Raw genomic sequence first — 20,168 nt, forward strand, 5'->3', positions numbered from 1 at the left:
TTCCAGATGGAAGCCGGCCTCAGTGCTGCGCGTAGAGCGAAGAGAGTGATTAGCCCTCGATCTCGCCTACAGCTTTGGGCTTGTTCTCGCCGTCGAACTTGTACAGACCGATGAGCGCTGTCGAAGGCTCATTGTCGTCATTCAGTGGGCCGCCGCCGGCACGACCTTCGTACTGGATGTCTTTGCCGTCTTCGAGCAGTGCGAGGCAGGCTTTGAACGTATCGCACTTCTCGCCGCCCTTATCGCCCGAAACCGCGTGCAGGTTTGCCTTGATGGTCTCGGTGTCGGCAGAGCCGCCACGCTGCGCAGCGAGGGCCACGAGAACCACCGCATCGTAGGTTTCGGGGGCAAAGTTCGTGCTCTTGTCTGCGTCTGACTGTACGGCTACGAGGTCATCTTTAAACGAATCGTCGACCGTGCGGCCAGGGGTCGTGCCCTGCGCGCCCTCGAGGAGCCCATCGTCGAACTCGGTGTAGGGCACCGTGTTGCCGTCAACGAGGTACAGGTTCTTGAGGTCGAAACCCTGAGCGGCAAGCTCGGGAATCGCCTGTTTTGCCTCAACGTAGCTCACCATAGCCACAGCATCGGGCTTTGAATCGAGTGCAGCCGTGACCTCAGACGAGAAGGTGGTCTGCGCCTCGGGGAACTCTTCGCCCTTACCCTTCGCGCCAAAGGTGACCTCGGCGCCCGCCTCTTCAAGGGTCTCCTGCAGGTTGTCTCGCAGGCCCTTACCGTAATCGTTATTCTGTGTGAGTACCGCAACCTTCGTGTGGCCATCCTGAAGAATAAGGTTACCGAGTGCACGACCTTGAATCTTGTCAGAAGCAATGGTGCGGAAGTAGTTTTTGTTGAAGCCCGCGAGCGCGATGCCCGTGTTTGAAGGCGAGCCCATGAGAATGCCAGCCTCGGTGAGCTTCGGCATCGCGGCGTTCGTGTTACCGGTGCCCATGGCGCCGAGAACAAAGGCTGGCTTTGCTGCAATGATCTCGTCGACACTCTTCGAAATGATCGTAGGGTCAGTCGGGTCGTGCTCGTTGCCCTCTGCGACGAGCTCAACGGGGTTGCCGAGCACGCCGCCGGCGTCGTTGATATCTTGCATCGCGAGCTTGATGGCTGCCTGCGGCCCGTAAATGAGGTGCTCGAGTGAGCCTGTCTGGGGCAGGAGTGAAGCGATCTTCAGGACCTGCTCGTCTGAGCTATTCCCTTTACTGTCGCCAGCCGGGGCGTCGCCTTTGCCCGAGTCGCTGCTGCAGCCACTCAGCGCAAGAGCGGCACTAGCGATGAGCGCGGTCGCGCCAATCAGCTGCTTCGAAAACTTCTTCATTGAGGAGGCCTTTCTGCGTTGCGCATGCCGCACCGTTGCGGCATCTAGCCCGAGCATAGCTAGCCTTTGGAGCGGGCAAAGCCTGGGAGTGCATATCGTTAGCGTCTCGTGACCGAAAACCTCGCTTCGCCGAGAACTCGTAGCAACGACAATGGGGCGGTGCGGCCACCGAACACGATGGTCGCACCGCCCCATTGGGAACGGCTAAGCCTTACGCTGAGAAGCGGAAGACCTTCTTGTTAATGAACTCTTCGATGCCGAAGGGGCCGAGCTCGCGGCCGTAGCCCGAGCGCTTGATGCCACCGAAGGGAACGTCTGCCGCATCGAGGCCTGCGCCACCGATGAAGACCATGCCAACGTCGAGCTTCGAGCCAACCTCGATCGCACGGTCAGCGTCGTCGCAGATGAGCACTGAGCCGAGGCCGTAGGGTGATGAGTTCGCGAGTTCGATTGCCTCTTCATCGCTCGAAACCTTGTAGAGCTGTGCAACGGGGCCGAAGAGCTCCTGCTTGTACAGATCCATGTCGGGGGTGATGCCCTCGAGAACGGTTGGCGTGTAGAAGTTGCCCTTGGGCTCGTTGTCGCCCGTGAGAATGGTGACGCCCTGAGCGATGGCGTTGTCGAGCTGCGCGGTGAGCGTCTCGGTTGCCTTGTCGCTCGAGAGTGGGCCGAAGTCGCCGTTCTCGTACGACTGTGCGCTCATCGCAGCAACGAACTTCTCCTTGAACTCGTCGTAGTACTTGTCCATGACCACGATGCGCTTCGAGCCGTTGCAAGCCTGGCCCGAGTTCTCCATGCGGCCACCGACGGCGTTCTCAACGGCGAAGTCGATGTCGTTGGTGTCGAGAACGAGCAGAACGTCTGAGCCACCGAGCTCGAGTACGCACTTCTTGAGTGCGCGGCCAGCCTGCTCAGCAACGATTGCGCCAGCACGCTCTGAACCGGTGAGTGAAACGCCCTGAACGCGATCATCAGCGATGATGGTCGAGATCTGATCGTGCGTTGCGTACACGTTGACGTAGGCGCCCTCGGGCAGGCCAGCGTCAATGTACATCTGCTGCAGGGCAGCTGCCGACTCGGGGCACTGCTCTGCGTGCTTGAGGATGATCGTGTTGCCAGCGATGATGTTCGGCGCTGCAAAACGAGCGATCTGGTAGTAGGGGAAGTTCCACGGCATAATGCCGAGAAGAACGCCGAGGCCCTGGCGGCGAACGAAGGTGCGCTGCCCGTCTTCGGTGTGAAGCTCCTGATCCTTCAAGAACTCGGCACCGTTCTTGGCGTAGTACGAGATGATCTCTGCCGAGAACTCGACCTCGCCTACCGCCTGGTCAACGGGCTTGCCCATTTCACGAACGATGATGTCTACGAGCTCGTCTTTGCGCTCGAGGTGAAGGTCGGCGACGCGCTGGACGAGCGCTGCGCGCTCCTCAACGGTCGTGTTGCGTGACCATTCCTGGTAGGTCTTGTGCGCGCTCGCGAGCGCGTCTTGAATTTCTGCATCGGTTGCATCAGGAAACTCCACTACCTTTTCTCCGGTAGCGGGGTTGATAACTGCGTACTTGCCCATGAACACTCCTTGTGATGGTGTAGCGGAGGGGAGAGAGGGGTGCCCCTCAACCCACAATCCACTATAGCTGTCAAAAACAGACAAAACAGGTGGTATCTCAGACGATTCACCACCGATACCGATGCGATCTTCATGAGATAGCGCTGTTTTCGTTACTTGCGCCGCTTTTTTCCGAAGCGAGATTGTTTTGGTGTGTCGTCGGTGGGCGGGAGCGTCATGGGCTCAGAAGGAAGATCGACCGGAATTTGAATCGGTTCGGTGTCAGGAATGGGGGTTGCGTCGACGCCGCGCAGATCGGGAGCCCAGCGGGCCGCGAAGCCGGACACGATGACCGTAAGTACGAGAAATCCGGTCGATACCCAGATGGCACCGAGCGGGCCCGAAGCGTCAACGGCGATGCCCGCGATGGCAGAGCCGAGGGCGGCGCCGATGAGGTGTCCCGTCTGCATCCAGCCGTATGACTCAGCGGTTTCAGAGAACTTCACGGTCGAAGACACCATGGTGAAGAGCGCCGAGATCATGGGGGCCGTGCCGAAGCCACCGACGAGCAGCACGGCGCACAGCCACCACATGTTAAACGAGAGCAGGCACAGGGCCGTGCCCGCGAGCACGATGATCGAGCGCATGACGAGCGACCACGGGCCGGGAGCATTCTTGCCGATGGTCACGCCACCGATGAGCGAACCGAGCGCAAAAAACCCGAGCACGATGCCCGATTCGAGTCCGTCATGGCCGTAGATCGAGACGATGCCGAGCTCGATCGAAGCGAACGAAGCGACAAAGAGAAAGCCGATGATGGTTGAGAGCAGCACCGTGGGGCGCGTGAGTACCGCACCGAGCCGTCTACGCGAGCGCGGGATGCGCACGAGCCCGATTTGCGGGGCCGAGATGAACCACGCACCGCCGCCAATCATGAAACCGGCCGCGACGAGCAAGCCGAGTGCGGGGTTACCAATCGCCGCGATGAACACCGCGAGTACGGGGCCCACGATCCAGATGATCTCTTGCAACGCCGCGTCGAACGAGAAGAGAGGGGCGACCTGGTGCCCCGGTACGAGTTTCGGGTAGATCGTGCGCACCGCGGCCGTGATGGGCGGCGTGAAGAGCCCCATGATGAAGGCGATCGCACCGATCACGACGAGCGGCGCGTGAACGGTTGCGATGATGGTGAGTGCCGTTGCGCTCACGGCCGAGGTAGCGATGAGCACGGGCCGCATGCCCCAGACGCCCATGAGGCGCGTCGTGATGGGGCCAGCAACGCCCTGGCCGATACTCATGCAGGCGAGCACGATGCCGGCCGACGTGTAGTCGCCGAAGGTGTGCTCGACGTGCAGCATGAGCGCAATCGAGAGCATGCCAGACGGAAACTTCGCTGTGAGTTGCGAAGTTAGAATACGAAAAACGCCTGGTGTCTTGCTTAGATCGGTAAATACTCCCACCATGAGAGTCTATGCGGTAAAAACGGGAAGCGACAGCCCCGCGCCGCACAGGGTCACGTTGACGCTCAGAACTGACCAGCGGTTACTGAGCCTGACCCGTGAGCGCCTTCATGATGCGCTTCGCAGAGACCGTTCCGCGGGTGCCGAGTTGCTGCGCGAAGAGACTGATGCGCAGCTCTTCGATCAGCCAGCGAACCTCGGGAAGTGGGCTTGGGGCATCCGGGGTGAGCGGGAATGATCCGCCCGCCTTCTCGTATGCCTCGCTCACGCGATCGATCTCGTTCTGCCACACGCGATCGCGGCCGGCGTTCGCCTGCAACTGCTCCATGCGATGGCGGATCGCGCGCAAGTACACCGGCAGCCGGTCGAGCTGGGCGAGCCCGGTGCGAGACACGAAACCCTGGAAGACGAGTGCGTCGAGCTGTGCCGAAGCGTCTTTCACCTGGCCGAGCGTGTGCAGCGAGGTCGCCTTCTCGATCGCCTTGCGCGCGAGCCTCGCCTCGTTGAGGGTCGCCGCGGTGAGAGCGATGCCGCGGTAAATATCGTCGATGAGGGTGCGGGCGTAGGTGTCGGCAATCTTTTCGAACACGGCGGTCTCGCGCACCACGCCTCCCGGAGCGAGGCGCTCGATGAGACCGTCAACGGTCGCAAGACTCACGTCGGTGATGGCCTCGTCGAGCGTTCGGTACGGGCCGCCGCCTAAGAGCAGCTTCTCGTCGTTCGAGAGGTGCTCGCGAATGTACGAGGCGGGGCTCGGCGTGCTGAGCAGCACGAGCCTGCGCACGCCCCGGGCGCTCAGCCTGCGCTGCTCGGCCTGATCAGCGACGAGCACGATGTCGACGTGCTTCTTTCGATCGACGATGGCGGGGTAGGCGCGCACAACGCCGCCGTGGCCCCGTTTGTCGTACGCCGCGTCGATGTGCTCGGGCAGGTCGCCAAAGCTCCACGAGGTGAGCCCCTTCTGCTCGATCTCGTGGGTCACAGCACCCGGCTGTACCCGCTGCGTGACGCTCGCGACCTTGCCGCGCACCTGGTCTTTGAACGTGTGCTTGAGCTGGTCGACGTCTTTGCCGGCGCCGAGCGTCTTGCCACGCTCGTCAATGACCCTGAACGTCGGGGTGAGATGGTTCGGCAGGCGTTCGAGGTCGAAGTCGTCGGCCGTGACGGGCTGAGAGGTGTGGCGGCGGATCGCTCCCGCGAGCAACGTGGTGAGCGAGGGCGAGTCTTCGCGATCGAGCTCTGTCCCGATTTCATCGAGCAGGCGCTTCGCCCAGTCGTTGGCGGGAACCACGTGCTTACGAATGCTCTTGGGCAGCGACTTGATGAGGTTGGCGACGAGTTCTTCGCGAAACCCGGGAACGAGCTTCGCGAAGTCTGCCTGCTCGAGACGGGGGAGTAACGGCAGGGGGACACTGAGGGTGACCCCGTCGTCTTGCGCCGTCGGGTCGAAGCGGTACCGCAGCTTGAGACGTTGGTCACCGTACTGCCACACCCGAGGAAACTCGGTGTCGCTCGCTTCTTCGCCCTCGACGAGATCGTCGCGGGTGAGGTGCAGCAGTTTGGGGGTCTCGTTCTGCTGCTTTCGCCACCACCCCTCGAAGCTGCGCATCGACACGACATCGGCCGGAATGCGCTCGTCGTAAAATGCGTAGATGGCATCGTCGTCTGCGACAATATCGCGCCTGCGGCTACGCTCCTCAAGCTGTTCAAGCTCGCGACGCAGCTGCCAGTTTGCGCGGTCGAAGGCCTGCGGCGAATCCCAGTCGCCCTCGACGAGCGCGTGCCGAATGAAGAGCTCGCGTGCATGCTCGGCGTCGACTCGCGCAAACTGAATGCGGCGACGCTCGATGAGTGGCACGCCGAAGAGCGTGACGCGCTCGTACGCGACGGCCGCGCCCTGCGATTTCTCCCAGTGCGGTTCAGAAACCTGTCGTTTGGCGAGCGTGCCTGCGAGTTCTTCGGCCCACGCCGGGTTCACGACAGCGTTACCGCGCGCGAAAAGACGCGAGGTCTCGACGAGTTCGACGCTCATGACAAACTCCGGCGGCGCTTTCGCGAGAACCGATCCGGGAAAGAGCACGAAGCGCGTGCCGCGAGACCCGATGTACTCCTGGGCTTTCTTGCGCTTCGATCCGCGAATATCACGGCGTTGCGCGTCATCGCGCACGCCGAGCCGCGAGAGGAGCCCCGCGAGCACCGCGCGGTGGATCGCCTCGGCGGGAGATCCCGTCGCAACCTCGTCGCCTAAGACCGGCATGTTTTTGGTCGCGCTCGTGAGCTGGCGAACGAGGTCCATCCACTCACGCACCCGCAAGTAGTTGAGAAACTCCTTGCGGCACAGCCTTCGAAATGCCGATGACGAAAGGGCGTGCTGCTGCTCCTGTAGGTAGTTCCACAGGTTGAGCAGTGTGATGAGGTCGCCCTCGGGGTCGGTGAAGCGGGCATGCAACTGGTCGGCACGGCCGCGCTCGGCCTCGGGCCGCTCGCGCACGTCTTGAATCGTGAGACCGGCGACGAGCGCCCGAACCTCGTCGGTCACCCCAAAGCGCTGCGCCTCGACGAGCATGCGGGCGAACCGTGGCTCGATCGGCAGCCGTGAAAGGGCTCTGCCGATGCGCGTGATGCGGCCCTTCTCGACCGCGCCGAGTTCGGTGAGCAGCGTCAGGCCGTCAGAGATACCGCGCTTATCGGGCGGGGTGAGAAACGGAAACTTCGCGATGTCGCCAAGCCCGAGGCTCATCATCTGCAGCATGACCGAGGCGAGGCCCGTGCGTAAAATCTCGGGGTCGGTGTACTCGGGCCGCGCGAGATAGTCTTCTTCGCTATAGAGGCGCACGACGACGCCCGGCTGCGTGCGCCCAGCGCGACCTGCTCGCTGGCCAGCGCTCGCCTGCGAGATCGCCTCGATGGGCAGGTGCTGCACCTTACTACGGGTGTTATAGCGCGAGATGCGAGCGGTGCCGCCGTCGATGACGTAGACGATGCCCGGCACCGTGAGGCTCGTCTCGGCGACGTTCGTCGCAAGAATGACGCGCCTTGACGAGCCAGACCTCGAGAAAACCCGGTGCTGCTCGGCCGCGCTCAGCCTGCCGTAGAGCGGAAGAATCTCGAGCGGCTGTCGAAGCCTGGCGTTGAGCCCCTGCAGCGTGTCTTGCGCGTCTCGAATCTCAGACTCTCCAGAGAGGAACACGAGAATGTCGCCGGGGCCCTCGCGGGTGATCTCGACGACGCTCTGCTCGATCGCGTCGACGAGTTCGAGCGGCTCGGCACGCTGGGCGGGCTGCTTGCGTTTGCCGCTGGGATTGGCGTTAGCGTTGGCGCTCTTGTTGCTGCCGCTGGAAAGCGTGTCACGCTGAGCTGCTTTTGCGCCGGTAGCTGTGTCGGTGCCTGCGTTGGGGTCTGGGGCTGGGTCTGGGTCCAGCGGGCGGTACCGCACCTCGACGGGGTAGGTGCGGCCAGATACCTCGATGACCGGCGCAGGGTTGCCACGGGAATCAGCGAAGTGCTTTGCGAACGACTCTGGGTCGATCGTCGCCGAGGTAATGATGACCTTGAGATCGGGACGCTTGGGCAGAATGCGGTGCAGCCAGCCGAGCAGAAAGTCGATGTTGAGACTGCGCTCGTGCGCCTCATCGATGATGATCGTGTCGTACTGCTTGAGGAGCTTGTCACGGTGAATCTGGTTGAGCAAGATCCCGTCGGTCATCACCCGCACGCGGGTGTCGGCCGAGACCTTGTCGGTAAAGCGCACCTGGTAGCCTACGAGGTCACCGAGCTCGCTCCCGAGCTCTTCGGCGATACGCTCGGCGACGGCCCTTGCCGCGATACGGCGGGGCTGCGTGTGCGCGATGCGCTTTGCGCCGAGCTGCAGGGCGATCTTCGGGAGCTGGGTCGTCTTGCCCGAGCCCGTTTCACCCGCGACAATCACGACCTGATGGTCTGAGATGGCGCGAGCAATATCGTCTCTGCGCTGAGTGACGGGAAGCTCGGGAGGGAACGTGATGTCTTGCATACTGCTTCCATTATCGCGCAGGTTGCGTTTCGCGGCTGGACGGCCCGGAAGGCACAGCGGGCGGGGGCTGCCAGGGGACGCGCGAGGGGCGGCCACGGCGCGCGCGAGGGGTAGGGCACGCCGGTTGCGCGAGCGGCCCCGTACCGGTTACGCGAGCGACCACGCGCCGGTTGCGTGAGCGGCCCCGCGCCGGTTGCACGTGGAAAGGCGGTGCCTCGCGAAATTGTTGGCAATTTTAGGGGTAAAAAGGGAGTTTTCGGGTGAAAATTGCAAACAATTTGGCGGTAGGCCGAGTAGGCGTGACCAACACGTGAATTCTCCACAGGCACCCTGTCGGCACTCACCGACACCGACTAGAGTGGGGTGCATGACGAACACTGAGGTACCAACGCTTTCGCTGCTCGACGGCAACACGATTCCGCAGCTCGGGCTCGGCACGTTTCTCATGCAGGGTGAAACCTGCGAGAGCATCGTTGCCGAGGCGCTCGCCGTCGGCTACCGCCACATTGACACCGCGATGGTGTACCAGAACGAAGAAGAAGTTGGCCGCGCAATCGCTGCCTCTGGCATCGCTCGCGATGATCTCTTCGTGACGACGAAGCTCGCGAACACCGAACAGACTGACCCCATCGGTGGCTTTGAGCGCTCGCTTGATCGCCTTGGGCTCGACGGTGTTGATCTCTACCTCTTGCACTGGCCGCTGCCAAAACGAGACACCGCGCTGCCCGCGTGGGAGGGCATCGTGAAGATCGCCGAGTCAGGTCGCGCCCGTTCAATCGGCGTGTGCAACTTTGAGATTGAGCACCTTGAGCAGATCATCGACGCGACCGGCGTCGTGCCCGCGGTGAACCAGATTGAGCTGCACCCAGAGAACCAGCGCAAGGAGCTCGTCGATTACTGCACCGAGCGTGGCATCATCATCGAGTCGTGGGGCCCGCTTGCGCAGGGCAAGAGCGACCTCCTGAGCCGCGAGGCAGTGCTTGCGGCTGCGCAGGCCCACGGCAAGACTCCGGGTCAGGTCGTGCTTCGCTGGCACGTCGAGCGTGGCGCCGTCGTTATTCCAAAGACGCAAACGCCTGCACGCCTCACCGAGAACGCGGCAATCTTCGACTTCGCGCTGAGCCCTGCCGAGCACCAGGCCATTGACGAACTAGAGTCGGCGACGAACTACGGGCCTGATCCGCGTTCATACGACGGGTAACTCCCGTGGGTACGAACTGGCGCGAGGTGCAGCAACGCCTCGCGTTTCATGACCCCGTTCCCGACCACTCACTTGACGCCCAAGGTATCGACCAGGAGGCGATGTTTGCCGAACTCTGGTCGAGACCGGGCACGCTCGTGTTGCCGCTGCAGGGCGACAGGGTACTCGTCGACGCCGCTGGCCGGCTCGCGTTGCTCTCGCCCGAGCAGTTGGGCGACACAGCAGGCGCCGACGCGGCGTTGAGGTTGTACCTCGGCAGAGTCGAGACCGAAGAGGGCATTCCTGACGACGGAGTGCTCGTTGCGGCGGCACCCGGCGCCGAGAGCGCCGGAGCCCCCGTGATCGCCGTGCTCGTCGACGAACACGAAGCTGAGCACATCACCGCGGGGCAGTGGAAACCGCTGCGGGCGATGAGCGCTGAGCTCGATGCTCGTGACGTCGGTCTTGCAACCCGTGCCGTTGCGCTCGCAAACTGGCATCGGTCGCATCCATTTTCCCCGACGACCGGTCACGCGACCAGGGTCACGAACGGCGGCTGGGTGCGCGTTGACGAGGTGAGCGGCGCCGAACTCTTTCCACGGACCGACCCAGCCGTGATTATTGCCGTGCTCGACGATGAAGATCGCCTCTTGCTCGCCTCAAACATGGCCTGGGACTCGCGGGTGTATTCGCTTATCGCGGGTTTCGTTGACCCGGGCGAATCGCTCGAGCAGGCGGTCAAGCGCGAGGTGTTCGAAGAGAGCGGCGTGCGGGTGAGCGACCCGACGTACCTCGCGAGCCAGCCATGGCCGTTTCCGGCCTCGCTCATGCTGGGGTTTCGTGCGCGGTTGACCGGGGGCGTCGACTCGACCCGGCCAGACGGCGTCGAAATACGTGAGACGAAATGGTTCACCCGTGCCGAACTCGAGGCCGAAGTTACCGCTGGAACGGTCATTTTGCCTGGAAAGGCGTCGATCGCGCGGGCGATCATTGACACATGGCTCGGCGAGGCGCTCAATACCCCGTAAGATTGAGGGTATGTCTAATGTTCTTTCATCTCTTCCTGTAGGCGAGCGCGTCGGCATCGCCTTCTCTGGCGGTCTCGACACCTCGTGCGCTGTTGCGTGGATGCGCGAGAATGGCGCCGTTCCCTGCACGTACACGGCCGATATCGGCCAGTATGACGAGCCCGACATCGACGGTGTCGCTGGCCGCGCCAAGGAGTACGGTGCCGAGATCGCACGCCACGTCGATGCAAAGCTGCCGCTCGTTGAAGAGGGCCTCGTTGCTCTGCAGACTGGCGCGTTCAACGTGCGCTCGGGTGGCAAGACCTACTTCAACACGACGCCACTCGGCCGCGCGGTGACGGGCACGCTGCTCGTTCGCGCCATGAAAGAAGACGGCGTTGATATTTGGGGCGACGGCTCGACCTACAAAGGCAACGACATCGAGCGCTTCTACCGCTACGGCCTCATGGCCAACCCCCGCCTGCGCATCTACAAGCCCTGGCTCGACAAGCAGTTTGTTGAAGAGCTTGGCGGGCGTCACGAGATGAGCGAGTGGCTCGTTGCCAACGGCTACCCGTACCGTGACTCGACCGAGAAGGCATACTCGACCGACGCCAACATCTGGGGCGCGACTCACGAGGCGAAGGCCCTTGAATTCTTGAACGCGGGCCTCGACATTGTCGAGCCAATCATGGGTGTTGCCGCCTGGCGCGAAGACATCGACATCAAGACCGAAGAGGTCTCGGTGCGTTTCGAAGCGGGGCGTCCCGTCGCAATCAACGGCGTTGAGTACGACGATCCCGTCGCGCTCGTGCTCGAAGCAAACGCGATCGGTGGCCGCCACGGCCTCGGCGTTTCAGACCAGATCGAAAACCGTATCATCGAGGCGAAGTCACGCGGCATCTACGAGGCTCCGGGCATGGCGCTCCTGCACATTACCTACGAGCGTCTCGTGAACGCGATTCACAACGAAGACACCGTTGCGAGCTACCACAATGAGGGCCGCCGTCTCGGCCGCCTCATGTACGAGGGCCGCTGGCTTGACCCCCAGTCGCTCATGCTGCGCGAGTCGCTGCAGCGCTGGGTTGGCTCAGCGATCACGGGTGAGGTTACCCTGCGCCTGCGTCGCGGCGACGACTACACGATTCTCGACACGACGGGCCCGAGCCTCAGCTACCACCCTGAGAAGCTCTCGATGGAGCGCGTGGGTGACGCGGCGTTCGGCCCCGAAGATCGCATCGGTCAGCTCACCATGCGCAACCTCGATATCGCCGATTCGCGTCACCGCCTCGAGCAGTATGCGAGCCTCGGCCTAGTCGGCGGGGTCGTTTCTGACCTCGTTGGTGAGCTCGAAGTGGGCGAAGCGCAGGAGATCATGACGAACAGTGACGAGGTAGACCAGGCCGCTGACGAGCTTGGCCTCGGCGCTGCCTTCGACCTTGGCACCGACTAAGTCGCGGATCCGCTGCGAGGGTGTGGCCGGGCGAGGCCCGTGCCACCTTTTGCGGCGGATCGGCGCCGGTCGCGGGCCACGCCCGTAGAGACCGGCCCGAAGAACTTCAGACAACGAAAGAAGGGGCGAAACCACTCAGGTGGTTTCGCCCCTTCTTTCGTCTCTTACGAGACGTGAACGTGTGTGAGCGCTTACTTATGAAGCGCGGCGTGCGCGAGCTGCGCGGCGCTTGAGTGCACGGCGCTCGTCTTCGCTTAGGCCGCCCCAGACGCCTGAATCCTGGCCCGTGTCCATTGCGTACTGAAGGCACATTTCGGTGACTGGGCAGCGTGCACAGACCGACTTTGCGCGTTCAATCTGCTCGACCGCCGGGCCGGTGTTACCGACCGGGAAAAAGAGTTCGGGGTCTGCAGTAAGGCAAGCCGCTTGTTCGCGCCAATCCATGTTTTCTCCTACCATTAAAGTGGCGCATCGAACACAAAGCGTCAGTTTCGATCGCCACGCACTCGTGACTGATTGAGTCAGCCCACCACGGTGTGCGCGAAACTCGACGATGTTTATGGTCCCATGAAAGCCGGGGCAAATCAAGGGTTTTTGAGAATGTCAGTACGAAAACCCCAGTTCTCCCAGAAAAACCGGGCAGAATCATTGGTATTGAACACGATGAAGGAGATCGCTGATACATGAATCAGTCAAAGCTGCGAGGCCTCGGCTGGGCGCTTATTATTATGGTGCTCGCAATTGAGGGGCTCGGGGTGTTCTGGGTGACCTGGAACTCGATCGTGAGCGCGGTGACCGACGCCCAAAACCCGGCGCTCGACGAGAATCGCTCGATGGTCACGGTTCAGGGCATCGCGCTCGTGCTCACGATGCTGCTCGCGGCCTTGTGGATCGTGATCACGTTTGTCGGTTCGCTTCGCCGCCGCAACTGGGCACGTTCGTCTCACCTCACGGTACAGGTGCTCGTTGTTGCTGCGGCAACGGGAGTACTGCAGGGCATTCTCGGTACCCCGCTCATTGGATGGGGCCTCTTGCTGCTCGGTGTCGCGGGGCTCGCCGGGGTAGTCATGACGCTTCCCGGTAAGGCGCAGCGCGAGGTCGCTGAGTAGCGACTCGCTGGCCCTCGCGCCTAGTGGAAGGCGAGGGCGAGCGTGCTGTCGCTGAGGGTCTCGTCGGGGGCGCCATCGGCGACGATTCCGCCGGCGTTTGCCTGGATGAGGAGACACCGTTGCGTGCGCCTCGCTGAATCGAGCTCGTGCGTCGCGAGTACGACGGTCGTGCCGAGGGCCACTTCGTCGGCGAGCACCTGCTGAATGATCGCCCGAGCCTGACTGTCGAGGCCCGCCTCTGGCTCGTCGAGGAGCAGGAGCGGAGCCCTTTGGGTGAGAGCCTGCGCGATGAGTACACGCTGCCTTTGCCCGCCCGAGAGGCGTGAAAACTGGGCGTTCCTGAGATCGGCGATATTGAGCTGCTCCATGCGGCTGTCGATTTCTGCGCGGTCTTCTTTCGTGAGCCGCCCGAGCATGCCCCGGTTGCCCCAGCGGCCCATGGCGACGGCGCTCGCAACGGTCATGGGGGTCTGCTCGCTCACGTGGCTGCGCTGCGGAACGAAAGCGTAGCGCTCTTCGGCTCGTGTGACGGTTCCTTTGTCGGGCTTCAAAACGCCCGCGATGAGGTCGAGCAGTGTTGATTTACCACTCCCGTTGGTCCCGAGAAGCGCGACGAACTCGCCCTGCTCGATGCCGAGTGAGAGGTCGGCGAAGATCGGCTTCTCGTCGCGTGCAAACGAGACTCCGTCGAGGGTAACTGAAGGCTTATTGGTAATCATTATCATTAACACTCTATACTAAGAATCGTGATTGGAATACTAGAACCTTTTCAGGCAGAGTTCATGCAGCGCGCGCTGCTCGGCGGTGCGATCGTTGCCGTCTTGAGCGCCGTTGTCGGAACCTGGGTTGTCCTGAGGGGCATGGCGTTCCTCGGCGAGGCGCTCTCGCACGGCATGTTGCCGGGCGTTGCGACAGCCGTGCTGCTTGGGCTGCCGGGGCAAATCGGTGCCCTTGTGGCGGCTGCCGCCATGACGGTTGGCATTGGCCTCGTGACTCGCAGAAAACGCATTGCGGGTGATACCGCGATCGGCTTACTCTTCGTGGGGATGCTCGCGGTGGGTGTGATCATCGTTTCGGCCTCCAAGAACGTCACGATTAATCTCACCGCGATCTTGTTCGGCGATGTGCTCGCCCTCACCTGGGGCGATATTGCCCTCATCGCCTCGGTCGGCGCTCTCGTGATCGCCGTCTTTACGGTGTTTCGGCGACCGTTCACCGCGCTGGTGTTTGACGAGCGCATCGCGCACTCGTTGCGCTTTTCGCCGCGAATCTCGCAGGCCGTGCTCATGGGCGGCGTTGCCCTCACGATTGTGGTCTCGTACCAGGCCGTCGGAACCCTGCTCGTCGTTGGCATGCTCCTCGCGCCCGCTGCAACGGGGGCTGTCTGGGCAAAGAACATCACCCAGATCACCATTATTGCCATCGCTGTGGGGATCTTCTCGGTGTGGGCAGGCCTCACCGCATCGTGGTTTCTCGAGTGGGCGGCCGGCCCGTCGATCGCCCTTGTTGCCGTGCTGTGCTTCGGCGCTTCTGCCGCGCTGAAGCGCGCCTAGCGCCGTTACATGCGATAGGGGCGGATCGGCAGCGCGTGCGCCGTGCCCGCGCTCTCGCCGCCCTGTGTGAGGATCCCCGTGATGAGATCCCGGGGCGCCGGGTGGTCGGGCAGTGCCGCGAGGTACTCTGCGTGCGCTTCAAGCGAGCGGATCGCGAGTTCTTTCGACTCCTCGCTCACCGCGACCGCGTGGCTTGGGTCGTGTGACATGGCGAGGAGCCACGTGGCCTTCCAGGCTTCGAGCCCCTCATCTTCGATGAGTTCTGGAAAGATCCAGGGGTTGTCGGCATCGCGAATCGCGTCAATGGTCGCGATGCCGGTTGCGCGGTGATCGGCATGGTTGAGGCCCCACGGCGCCTCGAGGCTCCAGGTCATCGTCATGACGGCATCGGGTCGGTGTTTGCGAATGGCTCGTGCGATAGCCCGGCGGGTCTCAAGGTTTGCTTCGAGAAGGCCGTCTGGCAAGTCGAGGAGCTCGAGGGACGTCACGCCAACGATCTCGCAGGCCTCACGCTGTTCTGCCGCGCGCATCGGGCCGACCCTGATGGGCTCCATGTCGCGAATACCGGCCTCGCCCTCGGTGAGGAGGAGGTAGCTCACCTCGATGCCCTGGGCTACCCATTCGGCGGCAACGGCCGAGCCGCCATACTCCATGTCGTCGGGGTGGGCGACGATGCAGAGTACGCGATTGATGTTGTCTGGGGTAAACGGTTCGAGAGTGGCCATACCGTGAGCCTATCGTCTTACCTGTGAGTGTTGCCGAGACGATTTGCTAATGAGAATCAATATCAATAAGATGAATCCATGAACAAGACACCCCAAAAACAACGGATGGTCGCGGTTGCGGCCGCAGGAGCGATCGCGCTCGGCCTTGCAGGCTGCTCAGCGCCCGCTGATGCCGGGGCAGAAGGCCCCACCGTGGTCGTAACCACGAGCATCTTCGGTGACATCGCAACCGAGCTTGTCGGCGATCAGGCAACGGTGAAGGTGCTCATTCCTGCGGGCAGTGACCCACACGACTACCAGCCCTCGACCAGGGATATTAGCCAGCTGCACACGGCAGACCTCGTCTTTGCGGTCGGTCTCGGATTTGAAGAAGCACTGGCGCCTCAACTCGAAGCCGCATCAAGCGATGGCGTGAACATCGTTGACCTCGGCGAGAGCGTGAAGCCGCTCAAATCGGTGGACCTATACGGCGACGCGGTCGAGCAGAGCGACCATGATCACGGGTCAGGCGAGCACGCTGAAGACGCTGACGATCACGATCACGATCACGATCACGATCACGATCACGATCACGATCACGAGGGTCATGATCATGAGCATGGCGACGACCATGAGCACGGTGATGAGCACGAAGGCCACGACCATGGTGACCATGATCACGGGCCCATTGATCCGCACTTCTGGCATGATCCGCAGCGGGTTTCGCTCGCGGTCGAGGAAATGGTGCACGAACTCGGTGAGCTTGACGGTATTGATGCCGCGAAGGTTGCTGAGAACGGAGCCGAGTACCAGGAACAGCTCGAGAAGCTCGACGCTGATCTCGAAGCGCAGTTCGCTGAGATTCCCGACGACCACCGTAAGCTCATCACGCAGCACCGTGTGCTCGGTTACCTCGCGCACCGTTACGGGTTCGAGACCGTCGGCGAGATGATTCCATCAACCTCGACGCTTGCGCAGGCGAGCGCGTCGCAGATCAACGATATCGTGCGCACGATCGAGGCCACCGGCGTGCCAGCCGTCTTCACCGACGTGACGCAATCAGACGCCCTCGCTGAGACGATCCAGTCAGAGCTTGGTGGCAAGGTTGAGATCGTATCGCTGTTTACCGAGTCACTCGCCGCAAAGGGTGAGGAGCCCGCGACGTACATTGACCTGATGCGAATGAACGGCGAGCGCATCGCACAGGCCCTGCGGTAAAGACCCCCACAGTAGTGCCGCAGGAACGACTGAGGGCCCGAGACCAACCCATTTGGTCTCGGGCCCTCAGCTCTGTGCCGGGGGTTACTTCGCGGTGTCGCGGGTAACGATCACGGGGCAGGGAAGCGCCTGCAGCACACCGTGACTTACCGAACCGAGCAAGAGACGTGAGATCGAGCCACGGCCGCGGCTTCCCACGACGAGCAGCTCAGCGTTCTCGGCGATTTGCAACAGTGCCGAGACGGGAGCCGCCTGGACGATCTCGCGTTGAATCTCGAGGTCGGGGTAGCGCGTGCTGAGGCCGCTCACACCAATCGCGATGGCCTCTTCGGCCGCCTGGCGCTGTGACTCGATGAGCTCTTCACTCCAGAGGTACTCGAGGCCCGGGGTGAGCGGTGGCATCCAGGCGTAGACCGCCGAGAGCGAGACGCCACGGCGCGAGGCTTCCTCGGCCGCGTAGTCGATCGCTGCCTGAGCAGGCTCAGAGCCGTCGATGCCAACGACAACGCCGCGGGTCGGGTTCGTGACCGGGGTCGTGGGAATCACGGCAACGGGGCAGTGCGCGACCGCTGCGATCTTCACGGCACGGGTGCCGAAGAACGACCCCGCCCACTTGCTGCCTGCGTGCTCGCCGAGCACGAGGAGATCTGCTCGCTGCGAAGCGACCTCAACCTCGACGATGGGGTGGCCCACTACAGCCGTGCCGGTGAGCTCGCCCTCGAAACCGAGGCTACGAGCGTAGTCTCGTTCAGCCTCAAGCATCTGCTCAGAGGCACGCTGCGCTTCTGAGAGAAACGCAACGCTCTCTGAGAGGAACGAGTCATCAGCAACGTGCAACAGTTCAACCGTCGCACCACGCTCCTTGGCTCGTTCCAGACCCCACGCGAGTGCCGCGCGGCTCTGTTCTGATCCGTCAACTCCGATAATGATGTTCTCGGCCATAGGGGCCTCCTCACGTCGTAATGAAGGGTTATTACGTAGTCTACGCCGTGCGGGCGGGAACCTGCTGAGGGTGCGTGCCCGAAAGCTGCTCAGCGATACGTACCACCTGGCAGCTGTAGCCGTACTCGTTGTCGTACCACACGTAGAGTACGCAGCTGTCGCCGGTCACGAGCGTTGCGAGCCCATCGACGATACCCGCGCGGTTTGAGCCCACGAAGTCGGTCGAAACAACCTCGGGCGATTCAAGGTAGTCGATCTGCGTGCGAAGCGGCGAGGTAAGCGAAATCTCGCGAAGCAGGCCGTTGAGCTCTTCCTTCGTCGTCTCGCGGCCGAGCTTGAGGTTCAGGATCGCGAGCGAGACGTTCGGGGTTGGTACGCGAATCGAGTTGCCCGTGAGCTTGCCCTCGAGCTCGGGAAGCGCCTTTGCGACAGCGGTCGCGGCACCGGTCTCAGTGATGACCATGTTGAGCGCTGCAGCGCGGCCGCGGCGGTCACCCTTGTGGAAGTTGTCAATGAGGTTTTGGTCGTTCGTGTACGAGTGAATCGTCTCAACGTGACCGTGCTCGACACCGAAAGTATCGTTCATGACCTTGAGCACCGGCGTGATCGCGTTCGTGGTGCACGAAGCAGCCGAGATCACGGTGTCGTCGTCAGCGATCATATCGTTGTTGACGCCGTAGACGATGTTCTTGAGATCGCCCTTGCCGGGCGCTGTGAGCAGTACGCGCGAAACGCCAGTTGCTTTGAGGTGCTGGCTGAGGCCATCGCGGTCGCGCCACACACCGGTGTTATCGATCACGAGTGCATTCTCGATGCCGTACTGCGAGTAGTCGACGGTTGCTGGGTCGCTCGCGTAGATCACCTGAATGCGCACACCGTTTGCGAGAATGACGTTCTCTTCTTCGATGACCTGAATCTGGCCATTGAAGTGACCGTGAACCGAGTCGCGGCGAAGCAGGTTGGCGCGCTTCTGCAGGTCGTTCTCTGACCCCTTACGCACGACGATCGCGCGCAGGTTGAGGCCGTTGCCGCTGCCTGAGTGCTCAACGAGAATGCGAGCGAGAATGCGGCCGATGCGGCCGAAGCCGTACAGCACGACATCGCTGCTGCCTGCGGTCTCGTCGGCGATGCCGGCGAGCTTCAGCGTCAGGAAGGCTGAGAGGTCGCTCTGGCCCGAGGCACGAAACTCGTTTGCAAGCAGAGCGAGGTCGAGCGAGGCGGGACCAGGCTGAATGCTGGTGAGTGCCTCAACAATCGCAAACGTTTCGGTCAGGGGCAGCGGCTGGTCATCAATCTTGCGGGCGAAGTGGTGAGCCCGAATGATGTCAACGGCGCTCTGGCCGACGAGGGTGCGCCCGTGCACCGACATGACGATATCGTTCTCGCGGTACAACTTGCCAATGAGCGGGATCATCCGCTCGGCAATCTCCTGATTCGCATTCCAAGTCTCGAGATGAGCATCAGCGCGCTGTGACATATGCGTTCCGTGATCCTTCTTGTTCAGTCAAACTGGGTCATATTCCCTCGGGATACTGAGGGTCCCGTCCAGTATCCCATGCTTTGTGTCACATAACGTCACAGAATTCGCGCTAGAGAACGACAGCTGTCACAGTAGTGGGTGTTCGGGCGCTCCAAGTATCACCGCCCACAATGCTTTCTCAATATTTGACCTAAGGAATACACCATGGCACGCAAGACCATTCGCACCGCGATCACCTCGCTCGCGGTTCTCGCACTCGCAGGTGGCGCACTCACCGCTTGTTCGTCAGATTCGTCAGAACCCAGTGACAAAGGCGGCGATCAGAAGACGGTTCGGCTCGGCGTCGTTGGCGCTGCCGACCCGTACTGGGCAGAGTACGAAAAGGCCGTCGAAGAAGAGCTCGACATCGACCTCAAGATTGTCGACTTCGGTGAGTACAACCTCCCGAACCCTGCGCTCGAAGCGGGCGACCTCGACATTAACCAGTTCCAGCACATCATCTTCCTCGCAGAGCACAATGCTGCGACCGGCGACGATCTGACCCCGATTGGCTCGACGGCTATTTACCCGCTTTCGGTGCACTCGCAGAAGTACAAGAGCATCGATGAGATTCCCAAGGGCGAGAAAATCGCTGTTCCGAATGACCCGTCTAACAAGGCACGTGCGCTGCTCGTACTGCAGCAGGCAGGGCTGATTAAGCTGAAAGACGGGGGCAACACCGGATCAACCCTCGACGACGTGCTGACCGACGAGTCGAAGGTTACCGTTACCGAGTTCGACGCTGCGCTGACCGCGAGCGTACTCAACGACGTTGCGGCCGCAGTCGTCAATAACGACTTCGTTGAGAAGGCTGGCCTCGACTTCAACGACGCCCTCTTCCTCGATGACCCCAACGACCCATCATCGTTGCCGTACGTGAATATCTTTGCGGTGCGCGCTGATGACGCCGACAACGAGGTCTACAAGCAGCTCGTTGAGATTTACCACAACACGGCAGCAGTCACCGACGGTGTGCAAGATGTCTCGGGCGGCACAGCGGTGATCACGAACACGCCGGCAGCCGACCTGCAGAAGGCGCTCGAAAAGCAACTCGAGATCGTGAAGGCCGGCGAGTAACGCCACCAACGAATAAAAACGAAGGGATCCTCTCTCGCGGCCCGTCATAATAGACGCTGCAGGG

At 62.1% G+C, this 20,168-nt stretch carries 16 protein-coding genes; 7 read left to right on the forward strand and 9 right to left on the reverse strand.

Features of this window, described 5'->3' with window-relative positions; all coding sequences use genetic code 11:
• Window positions 1–49 precede the first annotated feature (49 nt).
• From KTJ78_RS00705 to hrpA, 4 genes are all read right to left on the reverse strand, one after another.
• Window positions 50–1,324 (reverse strand): ABC transporter substrate-binding protein, encoded by a 1,275-nt coding sequence (locus KTJ78_RS00705; protein ID WP_254259225.1) that lies wholly within the window; start codon window positions 1,322–1,324, stop codon window positions 50–52.
• A gap of 211 nt (window positions 1,325–1,535) precedes the next feature.
• Window positions 1,536–2,891, reverse strand: coding sequence for an NAD-dependent succinate-semialdehyde dehydrogenase (locus KTJ78_RS00710; protein WP_217131769.1), 1,356 nt, complete (start codon window positions 2,889–2,891; stop codon window positions 1,536–1,538).
• A 152-nt stretch (window positions 2,892–3,043) separates the two neighbouring features.
• Window positions 3,044–4,333 (reverse strand): MFS transporter, encoded by a 1,290-nt coding sequence (locus KTJ78_RS00715; RefSeq protein ID WP_217131770.1) that lies wholly within the window; start codon window positions 4,331–4,333, stop codon window positions 3,044–3,046.
• A gap of 79 nt (window positions 4,334–4,412) precedes the next feature.
• A complete protein-coding gene (gene hrpA, locus KTJ78_RS00720; protein ID WP_217131771.1) occupies window positions 4,413–8,342 on the reverse strand; it encodes an ATP-dependent RNA helicase HrpA in 3,930 nt (1,309 codons plus the stop codon).
• A gap of 367 nt (window positions 8,343–8,709) precedes the next feature.
• On the opposite strand from hrpA, the gene KTJ78_RS00725 reads away from it, so the two are divergent.
• From KTJ78_RS00725 to argG, 3 genes are read left to right on the forward strand one after another with little or no spacing between them, the layout of a single operon-like run.
• The gene (locus KTJ78_RS00725) at window positions 8,710–9,543 is read left to right on the forward strand and encodes an aldo/keto reductase (protein WP_217131772.1); all 834 of its coding nucleotides are present in this window, start codon (window positions 8,710–8,712) and stop codon (window positions 9,541–9,543) included.
• A gap of 5 nt (window positions 9,544–9,548) precedes the next feature.
• A complete protein-coding gene (gene nudC / locus KTJ78_RS00730) occupies window positions 9,549–10,550 on the forward strand; it encodes an NAD(+) diphosphatase (protein ID WP_217131773.1) in 1,002 nt (333 codons plus the stop codon).
• A gap of 10 nt (window positions 10,551–10,560) precedes the next feature.
• On the forward strand, window positions 10,561–11,982 hold the full coding sequence (argG, locus tag KTJ78_RS00735) for an argininosuccinate synthase (RefSeq protein WP_217131774.1): 1,422 nt from the start codon (window positions 10,561–10,563) through the stop codon (window positions 11,980–11,982).
• 195 nt (window positions 11,983–12,177) lie between these two features.
• Here argG and KTJ78_RS00740 read toward each other — a convergent pair whose 3' ends face one another.
• A complete protein-coding gene (locus tag KTJ78_RS00740; protein WP_217131775.1) occupies window positions 12,178–12,426 on the reverse strand; it encodes a WhiB family transcriptional regulator in 249 nt (82 codons plus the stop codon).
• Between the two features lie 239 nt (window positions 12,427–12,665).
• On the opposite strand from KTJ78_RS00740, the gene KTJ78_RS00745 reads away from it, so the two are divergent.
• On the forward strand, window positions 12,666–13,091 hold the full coding sequence (locus tag KTJ78_RS00745) for a hypothetical protein (RefSeq protein ID WP_217131776.1): 426 nt from the start codon (window positions 12,666–12,668) through the stop codon (window positions 13,089–13,091).
• Between the two features lie 20 nt (window positions 13,092–13,111).
• Here the strand turns inward: KTJ78_RS00745 and aztA are convergent, their stop codons facing one another.
• Window positions 13,112–13,810, reverse strand: coding sequence for a zinc ABC transporter ATP-binding protein AztA (gene aztA, locus KTJ78_RS00750; RefSeq protein ID WP_217131777.1), 699 nt, complete (start codon window positions 13,808–13,810; stop codon window positions 13,112–13,114).
• Between the two features lie 27 nt (window positions 13,811–13,837).
• Between aztA and aztB the strand changes: the two genes are divergently transcribed.
• Window positions 13,838–14,644, forward strand: coding sequence for a zinc ABC transporter permease AztB (gene aztB, locus KTJ78_RS00755; RefSeq protein ID WP_217131778.1), 807 nt, complete (start codon window positions 13,838–13,840; stop codon window positions 14,642–14,644).
• A gap of 5 nt (window positions 14,645–14,649) precedes the next feature.
• On the opposite strand, the gene KTJ78_RS00760 is transcribed toward aztB, so the two are convergent.
• Complete coding sequence (locus KTJ78_RS00760; RefSeq protein WP_217131779.1) at window positions 14,650–15,369, reverse strand: PIG-L deacetylase family protein; 720 nt, start codon at window positions 15,367–15,369, stop codon at window positions 14,650–14,652.
• A 78-nt stretch (window positions 15,370–15,447) separates the two neighbouring features.
• Here KTJ78_RS00760 and KTJ78_RS00765 point away from each other — a divergent pair, with 78 nt between their 5' ends.
• Window positions 15,448–16,566, forward strand: coding sequence for a metal ABC transporter substrate-binding protein (locus tag KTJ78_RS00765; RefSeq protein WP_217131780.1), 1,119 nt, complete (start codon window positions 15,448–15,450; stop codon window positions 16,564–16,566).
• 84 nt (window positions 16,567–16,650) lie between these two features.
• On the opposite strand, the gene KTJ78_RS00770 is transcribed toward KTJ78_RS00765, so the two are convergent.
• The gene (locus KTJ78_RS00770) at window positions 16,651–17,508 is read right to left on the reverse strand and encodes a universal stress protein (RefSeq protein ID WP_217131782.1); all 858 of its coding nucleotides are present in this window, start codon (window positions 17,506–17,508) and stop codon (window positions 16,651–16,653) included.
• A gap of 40 nt (window positions 17,509–17,548) precedes the next feature.
• Window positions 17,549–18,985: a glyceraldehyde-3-phosphate dehydrogenase gene (locus KTJ78_RS00775; protein WP_217131784.1), complete on the reverse strand. Its 1,437-nt coding sequence runs from the start codon at window positions 18,983–18,985 to the stop codon at window positions 17,549–17,551.
• A gap of 207 nt (window positions 18,986–19,192) precedes the next feature.
• On the opposite strand from KTJ78_RS00775, the gene KTJ78_RS00780 reads away from it, so the two are divergent.
• Entirely contained in the window at window positions 19,193–20,104 is a 912-nt protein-coding gene (locus KTJ78_RS00780; protein WP_217131786.1) for a MetQ/NlpA family ABC transporter substrate-binding protein, read from the forward strand.
• Window positions 20,105–20,168: the final 64 nt, after the last annotated feature.

The sequence above is a fragment of the Leucobacter chinensis genome (assembly GCF_019049105.1).
Classification (GTDB): Bacteria; Actinomycetota; Actinomycetes; order Actinomycetales; family Microbacteriaceae; genus Leucobacter_A; species Leucobacter_A chinensis.

What these genes read in the sequence shown, in the direction of transcription:
- KTJ78_RS00715 (WP_217131770.1), bottom strand. Translation starts at nt 4,333, where the DNA reads ATGGTGGGAGTATTTACCGATCTAAGCAAGACACCAGGCGTTTTTCGT.
- KTJ78_RS00775 (WP_217131784.1), bottom strand. Translation starts at nt 18,985, where the DNA reads ATGTCACAGCGCGCTGATGCTCATCTCGAGACTTGGAATGCGAATCAG.
- KTJ78_RS00725 (WP_217131772.1), top strand. Translation starts at nt 8,710, where the DNA reads ATGACGAACACTGAGGTACCAACGCTTTCGCTGCTCGACGGCAACACG.
- KTJ78_RS00705 (WP_254259225.1), bottom strand. Translation starts at nt 1,324, where the DNA reads ATGAAGAAGTTTTCGAAGCAGCTGATTGGCGCGACCGCGCTCATCGCT.
- argG (WP_217131774.1), top strand. Translation starts at nt 10,561, where the DNA reads ATGTCTAATGTTCTTTCATCTCTTCCTGTAGGCGAGCGCGTCGGCATC.
- KTJ78_RS00745 (WP_217131776.1), top strand. Translation starts at nt 12,666, where the DNA reads ATGAATCAGTCAAAGCTGCGAGGCCTCGGCTGGGCGCTTATTATTATG.
- aztA (WP_217131777.1), bottom strand. Translation starts at nt 13,810, where the DNA reads ATGATTACCAATAAGCCTTCAGTTACCCTCGACGGAGTCTCGTTTGCA.
- KTJ78_RS00740 (WP_217131775.1), bottom strand. Translation starts at nt 12,426, where the DNA reads ATGGATTGGCGCGAACAAGCGGCTTGCCTTACTGCAGACCCCGAACTC.
- KTJ78_RS00780 (WP_217131786.1), top strand. Translation starts at nt 19,193, where the DNA reads ATGGCACGCAAGACCATTCGCACCGCGATCACCTCGCTCGCGGTTCTC.
- KTJ78_RS00770 (WP_217131782.1), bottom strand. Translation starts at nt 17,508, where the DNA reads ATGGCCGAGAACATCATTATCGGAGTTGACGGATCAGAACAGAGCCGC.
- KTJ78_RS00710 (WP_217131769.1), bottom strand. Translation starts at nt 2,891, where the DNA reads ATGGGCAAGTACGCAGTTATCAACCCCGCTACCGGAGAAAAGGTAGTG.
- KTJ78_RS00760 (WP_217131779.1), bottom strand. Translation starts at nt 15,369, where the DNA reads ATGGCCACTCTCGAACCGTTTACCCCAGACAACATCAATCGCGTACTC.
- hrpA (WP_217131771.1), bottom strand. Translation starts at nt 8,342, where the DNA reads ATGCAAGACATCACGTTCCCTCCCGAGCTTCCCGTCACTCAGCGCAGA.
- KTJ78_RS00765 (WP_217131780.1), top strand. Translation starts at nt 15,448, where the DNA reads ATGAACAAGACACCCCAAAAACAACGGATGGTCGCGGTTGCGGCCGCA.